Source organism: Mycolicibacterium vaccae NBRC 14118 = CIP 105934, assembly GCF_001552715.1.
GTDB lineage: Bacteria > Actinomycetota > Actinomycetes > Mycobacteriales > Mycobacteriaceae > Mycobacterium > Mycobacterium vaccae.
The window spans coordinates 22,298-29,878 of the sequence record NZ_BCRS01000070.1; the positions used below are offsets into that span (position 1 = coordinate 22,298).

7 protein-coding genes are annotated in these 7,581 nt (G+C 72.5%); 2 read left to right on the top strand and 5 right to left on the bottom strand.

The genetic code is table 11. From position 1 onward, the window contains the following. Window positions 1–27 precede the first annotated feature (27 nt). Genes MVA01S_RS15065 through MVA01S_RS15085 form a run of 5 tightly spaced genes read right to left on the bottom strand, consistent with a single transcriptional unit; the run spans window position 28 to window position 5,934 of the window. Window positions 28–2,241 carry an AAA family ATPase gene (locus MVA01S_RS15065; RefSeq protein WP_003932831.1) on the bottom strand — a complete coding sequence of 738 codons (2,214 nt, stop codon included), beginning with the start codon at window positions 2,239–2,241 and terminating at the stop codon, window positions 28–30. 1 nt (window position 2,242) lies between these two features. Further along, window positions 2,243–3,094 (bottom strand): CDP-diacylglycerol--serine O-phosphatidyltransferase, encoded by an 852-nt coding sequence (pssA, locus tag MVA01S_RS15070; RefSeq protein WP_003932830.1) that lies wholly within the window; start codon window positions 3,092–3,094, stop codon window positions 2,243–2,245. Continuing rightward, window positions 3,091–3,792 carry a phosphatidylserine decarboxylase gene (locus MVA01S_RS15075; RefSeq protein ID WP_040542697.1) on the bottom strand — a complete coding sequence of 234 codons (702 nt, stop codon included), beginning with the start codon at window positions 3,790–3,792 and terminating at the stop codon, window positions 3,091–3,093. The genes pssA and MVA01S_RS15075 overlap by 4 nt, the downstream gene beginning before the upstream one ends. Window positions 3,793–3,820: 28 nt before the next feature. Continuing rightward, window positions 3,821–5,017 carry a molybdopterin molybdotransferase MoeA gene (gene moeA, locus MVA01S_RS15080; protein ID WP_003932828.1) on the bottom strand — a complete coding sequence of 399 codons (1,197 nt, stop codon included), beginning with the start codon at window positions 5,015–5,017 and terminating at the stop codon, window positions 3,821–3,823. Continuing rightward, window positions 5,017–5,934, bottom strand: coding sequence for an SDR family NAD(P)-dependent oxidoreductase (locus MVA01S_RS15085; RefSeq protein WP_003932827.1), 918 nt, complete (start codon window positions 5,932–5,934; stop codon window positions 5,017–5,019). The genes moeA and MVA01S_RS15085 overlap by 1 nt, the downstream gene beginning before the upstream one ends. Before the next feature lie 31 nt (window positions 5,935–5,965). On the opposite strand from MVA01S_RS15085, the gene MVA01S_RS15090 reads away from it, so the two are divergent. Continuing rightward, window positions 5,966–6,448, top strand: a complete 483-nt coding sequence (locus MVA01S_RS15090; RefSeq protein WP_003932826.1) for a PH domain-containing protein — start codon at window positions 5,966–5,968, stop codon at window positions 6,446–6,448. A 50-nt stretch (window positions 6,449–6,498) separates the two neighbouring features. Continuing rightward, on the top strand, window positions 6,499–7,581 hold a 1,083-nt coding region (locus tag MVA01S_RS15095), incomplete at its 3' end, for a PH domain-containing protein (RefSeq protein ID WP_060941626.1).

The following is a 7,581-nucleotide window of genomic DNA, read 5'->3' on the forward strand; positions in this document are numbered from 1 at the left end:
GGCCGAGGGCGCCGAAGGAGGTCCGATTCAGCGGGACTCGGCGAACGCCCGCAGCGCGTCCACCTGCACGGGGTCCAGCGACGGCCGCACCGCCTGCCGGGCGGCCGCGACGTCGTCCGCGGTGACGTCGGCCGCGACGATCGACCGGCGCATCGCGGTCAGCGCCGCCTCCCGCAGCAGGGCCACACAGTCCGCGGCGCTGTATCCGTCGAGTTCGCCGGCCAGCGTCTCCAGGTCGACGTCGTCGGCCAGCGGCACGGACTTGCCCGCGGTCTTGAGGATCTGGGCGCGCGCCTCGGCGTCCGGGGGCTCGACGAACACCAGCCTCTCCAGTCGGCCGGGCCGCAGCAGCGCCGGGTCGATCAGATCGGGGCGGTTGGTCGCGCCCAGCACGACCACGTCGCGCAGCGGCTCGATGCCGTCCAGCTCGGTGAGCATCGCGGCCACCACGCGGTCGGTGACACCGGAGTCGAAACTCTGCCCGCGCCGCGGGGCCAGCGCGTCGATCTCGTCGAGGAACACCAGCGAGGGCGCCGAGTCGCGAGCACGCTGGAACAGTTCGCGGACCGCCTTCTCCGACGAGCCGACCCACTTGTCCATCAGCTCTGCGCCTTTGACGGCGTGCACGCTGAGCCGGCCTGAGCTCGCCAGCGCCCGGACCACGAACGTCTTGCCGCACCCGGGCGGCCCGTAGAGCAGCACGCCACGCGGCGGTTCCACCCCGAGTCGCTGGAATGTCTCCGGGTGCTGCAGCGGCCACAGCACCGCCTCGGTCAGGGCCTGCTTGGTGACGGCCATGTCGCCGACGTCCTCGAGGGTCACCGAGCCGACGGACACCTCCTCGGTGGCCGAGCGGGACAACGGCCGGATCACCCCGAGCGCGCCGACCAGGTCGTCCTGCACCAGGGCCGGCGTCTCGCCGGTCTCGCTGGCCCGCGCGGCAGCCCGCAGCGCCGCCTCCCGCACCAGCGCGGCGAGGTCGGCTACCACGAATCCCGGTGTGCGCTCGGCGATCTCGCCGAGGTCGAGGCTTTTCGCGGGAACGTCGCGCAACAGGACCTCGAGTAGCTGGCGGCGCACCGTGCCGTCGGGCAGCGTCAGCCCGAGCTCGCGGTCGCAGAGGTCCGGCCCGCGCAGTCGCGCGTCGACGTTGTCCGGCAGCGCGGTGGTGGCCACGAACGCGACGCCGGGAGTGGCCACCGCCGAACGCAATTCGGTCAGGATCAGCGTGGCCACCGGCTCGGCGGGCACCGGCAGCAACGCGTCGACATCGGTGATCAGCAGCACCCCGCCGCCGTCGCGGACGGTGGCGACCGCTGAGGACACCTTGGCCAGCCGGTCCTCGGCGCGCAGCGATCCGATCTCGGGTCCGTCGAGTTCGATCAACCGCCGCCCCGCACACACGGTACGGACCAGCGTCGCCTTGCCCACGCCAGCCGGGCCGGACACCAGCACTCCGAGATTGGCGGTGGCGCCGAGCTTTCGGAGCAGCTCAGGCTGATCGAGGGCGAGCTTCAACCAGTCGGTGAGCCGTCCGGCCTGCGCGTGCGAGCCCTTCAGATCGTCATAGTCGACCGCCGGGGCCTCCGGCCTGGCGACGACGGTCACCCCGGCCGCGCCGGTGCCGGCCTGCGGTGCCTGCGACGTCGCCGAGTCCGCCCAGTTGACCTGCGAATTGGGTTGCACGCTCACGGGTCCGGCCGGGTCGACGGACGTGACGGTCAGCAGCTCCGAGGTCCAGGTGATCCCGACCGACGACGTCAGCGCCGCGCTGGCCTGGGACGTCGAGGTGCCCGGCCCGAGATCGCGCGGCAGCAGCGACACCGTGTCGCCCACGGTCATCACCTTGCCCAGCAGGGCCTGTCGCAGCGTGGCCGACGAGACCGACCGGGTGGCCAACTGCGAGCCGCGCAGCGTCACACACCGGGCCCCGTGCACGGTGACGGGGGCGACGAGCACCGAGGCGTCCTCCCGCAGGCCCGCATTGGACAGCGTCACGTCATCGAGCAGTGCGGTGCCCGTCGGTGTGCCGGGCGGCGCACTGCCGACGACCGCGGCGGTGGTGCGCGACCCGGTCAGCGAGACCGCGTCCCACTCCCGGATGCCCAGCGCAGCAATGGCTTCGGGGTGAAGCCGGACCACGCCGCGGCGCGAGTCCAGGGCCGACGTGTTCAGCCTCGCTGTGAGCGTCAGGTGGACGCGCGACCGAGGGGCTTCGGGAGACTGCTGCGATTCGGACACGTCATCCTCTCGGCGGCCTGCGCAGACCCAGTCGCAGCATCGAGCGCCGGTGCGGCTGGGTCCGCCGGATCGCCCGTCGCGCCGCGCGCTGCTGGCGCGGCTTGTCGTCCCAGACCTCGGGGTGCGCCGCCAGGAACCGGCGCGTCCGGATCGCGAACGGGATGTGCAGGAAGTAGGCGACGATGATCACCAGGATCACGATGTAGCCGTACAGGATCGAGGCCGCGACCCCGAAGGCCAGCAGTGCCAACAGCGGCGCCACCATGTTCGGCGGCACCGAGAACGTGTGGATCTTGCGCATCGGCAGTGTGCTGACCACCAGCAGCGAGACCGCGATCATCCAGATCACCACAGCGGGTTCGGAGGTCCACCAGCCGTCGCCGAACTGCATCTTGGCGGCCAGCGGACCGATCGCTCCGATGGCGCCCGCGGGCGCGGGCAAGCCGGTGAAGTACTTCTTCTCGTACGCGGGCTGGTCGACGTCGAGCATCGCGTTGAAACGCGCCAGCCGCAGCACGATGCACACCGCGTACAGCAGCACCACGATCCAGCCGATGCGCGAGGTGGACAGCAGCGTGGCGTAGACGATGAACGCCGGTGCCACGCCGAAGTTCACCGCGTCGGCCAGCGAGTCGATCTCCTCGCCCATCCGCGAGGTCGCGTTCAGCGCGCGGGCGGTGCGGCCGTCGAGCGCATCGAGGATCGCCGCGATCGCCAGGAACGCCATCGCCTCGGTCGGCCTGCCGTCTAGCGCGAACTTCACCGCGCTCAATCCCAGGCAGATCGCCGCGACCGTCATCGCGCTGGGCAGGATGCGCACGCCGACGACGGACTTGTTGATGCGTGGCCTCATCGGGGCAGCTCGGCGAGCACGGTCTCGCCGCCGACCGCGCGCTGGCCGACGCTGACCAGGATGTTCGATCCCGCAGGCAGGTAGGTGTCGAGCCGGGAGCCGTAGCGGATCAGGCCGTAGGTGTCACCGAGGCCGACCTTGTCGCCGGGGCGGACGTCGCACACGATGCGTCGGGCCAGCAGACCCGCGATCTGCACCGCGATCACCTCGTCGCCTTCGGGGCTGCGGATCACCACGCTGTTGCGTTCGTTGTCGGCGCTGGCCGCGGCCAGCTCGGCGGATCCGAACCGCCCGGGCCGGTGTTTCACGGCCACCACCTCGCCGGCCAGCGGCGCGCGCTGCACGTGCGCGTCGAACAGCGACAGGAAGATGCTGATGCGTGGCAAAGGTGTTGCCGGGAGTCCGAGTTCGCTCGGCGGGACCTCGTCCTCGATCAGGCAGATGAGCCCGTCGGCGGGGGCGACGACCACGCCGGGGCGGGTCGGCGCGGTACGCGGCGGATGCCGGAAGAACGCCGCGTTGGCCGCGGCGGACGCGACTCCGGCGTTGCGCAGCCAGCGGGTTCGGCGCCCGGCCAATGCGACCGCGAGGCTCGCGCCGACGAACGGCAGGCCTGCGGGGTGCATCGGGGGAACAGTGGTGCGAACCAGGGCCGCCAGGCGCGCTGGTCCTGTCTTGAGGTCGGGGCGTCGGGCCATCGTGGGGGCGATTGTACGGTCCCGAGGGCTAACGCAGGTCCCACACCTGCACGCGGGAGCCCGCCGCCACCTCGGCGGTGTCCTCGTCGAGCTCCAGCAGACAGTTCGCCGACGCCAGCCAGCGCAGGTGATGCGATGCCGGCGGCCCGTAACCGGTGACCGTGTCGGTGGCCGGGTCGAGGACGCCGCGGCGGAACTGACGCTTGCCGCGCGGGGACACCAGGTCCTCGGTCAGCATCGCGGTGCGGCGCGGCCGCTCCGGGTCGGGCACGCCCATCGCGGCGCGCAGCGCCGGCCGCACGAACACCTCGAACGACACCAGTGCGCTGACCGGGTTGCCCGGCAGCGTGATCGTCGGGACGCCGTACACCGTGCCCGCGCCCTGGGGCATGCCCGGCTGCATCGCGACCTTGGTGAACTCGACTCCACCCTCGGTCAGCGCGTCCTTGACCACCTCGTAGGCGCCGGCGCTGACGCCGCCGGTGGTCAGGATCAGGTCGGCGCTGTCGGCGTAGCTGCGCAGCACCGCCACGAACGCGTCGACGTCGTCACCGGTCATCGGCGCGGCGACGACGTCGGCTCCGGCGTCGCGGACGGCGGCGGCCAGCATCACGCCGTTGGATTCGTAGATCTGCCCGGGCTGCAGCGGCCGGCCCGCCGCGACCAGTTCGGTGCCGGTGGACACCACCAGCACCCGATGCCGAGGGATCACCTCCAGCTCGCCGAGACCGAGCGCGGCGGCCAGGCCGAGCGCGGCGGGGGTGACCAGCTGGCCGGCCTGCAGCACCGTGGTGCCTGCGGTGACGTCCTCCCCGGCGCGGCGGATGTGCTGGCCGGGACGGGTGCTCGCGCGGATCGTGACGGTGTCGGTGGCACCGTCGGTCGCCTCGACGGGGATGACGGCCGTGGCGCCGGCCGGCAACGGCGCGCCGGTCATGATGCGGTGCGCCGTGCCGGGCTTCAGCGTCGGGATGTCGGTGCGGCCGGCCGGGATGTCCTCGGCGACCGGCAGCCGGACCGGGGTGGTGTCGGTGGCCGCGGCGATGTCCTCGCTGACCACCGCGTACCCGTCCATCGCGGAGTTGTCGAAACCGGGCAGCGACAGCGGCGCGACCACGTCGGCGGCCAGCACCAGCCCGAGCGCGTCGGCGAGCGGCAGCGTGACGGGGGGCCGCGTGGTGATCAGCGACGCGACTGCGCGCCGGTGTTCCTCGACCGAACGCATCAGAGGTCGTACTTCACGCCGGTGAGCTCCTCGGACACCGTCCAGAGCCGCCGCTGCACGTCGACGTCGTGGGACTTCGCGTTCGACGACACCAGCACCGGATGACCGATCATCTCCTGGAAGCCCGACGGCCCGTAGTACTGGCCGCCCTGCACCTCGGGGTCGGCGGCCGCGCGCAGTGTGGCCAGCGCCCCGACCGCGGGGCTGTTGGTAACCAGCCCGGCCAGCCGGCTGAAGCCGGGCAGTGAGGAACCGGGGATGTGGCGCGTCAGTTCGGTGTTCGAGATGCCGGGGTGGGCGGCGACGGTGATCGTGGGCGCGCCCTTGGCGGCCAGCCGACGCTGTAGCTCATAGGTGAACATCAGGTTGGCCAGCTTGGACTGGCCGTAGGCCGCGACCCGGTTGTAGCTGCGCTCCCACTGCAGGTCGTCGAAGTGGATGTCGGCCATCTTCCGGTGCGCGACGCTGGCCACGGTCACCACGCGCGAGCCCGGCACGTCCAGCAGCGAGTCCAGCAGCAGCCCGGTGAGTGCGAAGTGACCGAGGTGGTTCGTGCCGAACTGCAGCTCGAACCCGTCGGCGGTGACCTGCTTGGGCGGGTACATCACCCCGGCGTTGTTGATCAGCAGATCGATGCGCGGGAACGCGGCGCGCAGGGAGTCGGCGGCCGAGCGGATGCTGGCCAGTGACGACAGGTCGAGTTCCTGCACCGTGACGTCGGCGCCCGGGTGCAGCCGGGCGATGGCGTCGACCGCCTTGCGGCCCTTGTCGAGGTCGCGCACCGCGATGACGACGCGGGCGCCCTTGCCCGCCAGCACCGCGGCGGTCTCGTAACCGATGCCGGTGTTGGCGCCGGTGACGACGGCGAGCCGGCCGGACTGGTCGGGCACGTCTGCGGCGGTCCATTTGGAGGTCATGGCGTTCAACTTACGGTCTAGTCTCGACCGCGTGCATCTGGTCGAACCGGCGCACCCGCCGAGCCGGAAAGCGCCGCTTGTCTGGGCCGTCGGGGCCGCTGTCCCGTGGACGTTGGCCGTGATCGCGCAGGCGGTGTGGTTCGCGGTCGGCGGCGGGGTGTGGTGGCTGCACCTGCTGGCCGCGGCCGCCACCGTGGTCGGCGCCGGGATCTCGGTGATCGTCGCGCCGCTGTGGCGGTACCGGGTGCACCGCTGGGATCTCGACTCGACCGCGGTGTACACGCGGTCGGGCTGGCTGGTGCAGGAGCGCCGGATCGCCCCGATCTCGCGGGTGCAGACCGTCGACACCTACCGCGGTCCGCTGGACCGCATGTTCGGCCTGTCGAACGTGACCGTGACGACGGCGTCGTCGGCCGGGGCGGTCCGCATCGTCGCGCTCGACGCCGACGTCGCCGACCGGGTGGTGGCCCGGCTCACCGACATCGCCGCGCTGGGCGCCGAGGATGCCACGTGAGCGCTGCGCCTGTCGGCGCCGAGCCGGAGTGGTCGCGGCTGAGTCCGCGCATGCTGCTGGTGCATCCGGTGCACGAGGTGGCACGCCAGATCCCGGTGCTGATCGGCTCGCTGGTGCTCGGGTCGGCCACCGGCAATCCGTTGTGGACGGTGGCGGGCGTGGCGCTCGTGGTCGCCTACGGCCTGGCCCGGTGGTTCACCACCGCGTACCGCATCGGGCCCGAGGAGGTGCAATTGCGCACCGGAGTGCTGCAGCGCAGCGTGTTGTCGGTGCCGCGCAACCGGATTCGTTCGGTGTCCACCGACGCCCGGCTGCTGCACCGCCTGCTCGGACTGACCGTGCTGCGGATCAGCACTGGGCAGGAAGCCAGGGGCGTCAACGATTTCGAGCTCGACGCGGTGCCCGCTGCCGAAGTCGCCCGGCTGCGGGCGGTGCTGCTGGCCGAGTCACTGGAGCCGGTCGAACACGCCGAGCCCACGCGGCTGCTCGCGCGCTGGCAGCCGTCGTGGCTGCGGTACAGCCCTCTGACCTCGGCCGGGCTGGTGATGATCGTCGCGGCGCTGGGGGTGCTGTCGCAACCGGGGGTGCTGGCCGCGGTGCGCGGTTCGGCGTTCGTCGCCGAGGGCGAGCGGGTGGCCCAGCGGCTCGGCGTGATCGGTGCGGCTGTGGCGGTCGTGCTGGCCGTGGTGCTCGCGTCGGTGGCGCTGTCGGTGACACAGTCGCTGCTGACCTACGGGAACCTGGTGCTGCGCCGCGACGCCGAGGTGCTGCACCTGTCGCACGGGCTGGTCCGGGTCCGTGAGCACACCTTCGACATGCGCCGGCTGCGCGGCGGCACGCTGCGTGAGCCCCTGCTGGTCCGGTTGTTCGGCGGTGCCCGGCTGGACGCGGTGATGACCGGGGTGGCCGGCGCCGGGGAGGCCTCCCAGCTGCTGCCGCCCTGTCCGCGCGGCACGGCCGAGACGGTGCTGGTCGACCTGATCGAGCGGCCCGACGCGGTGCGCGGACCGCTGACGGCCCACGGCCCGGTGGCGACGCGGCGCCGCTGGACCAGGGCGATGGCGTTGCCGGCCGTCATCGCGCTGGCCCTGGGCTTCTCGGCCGCGCTGACCGACGTGCCGCCGTGGGCGTGG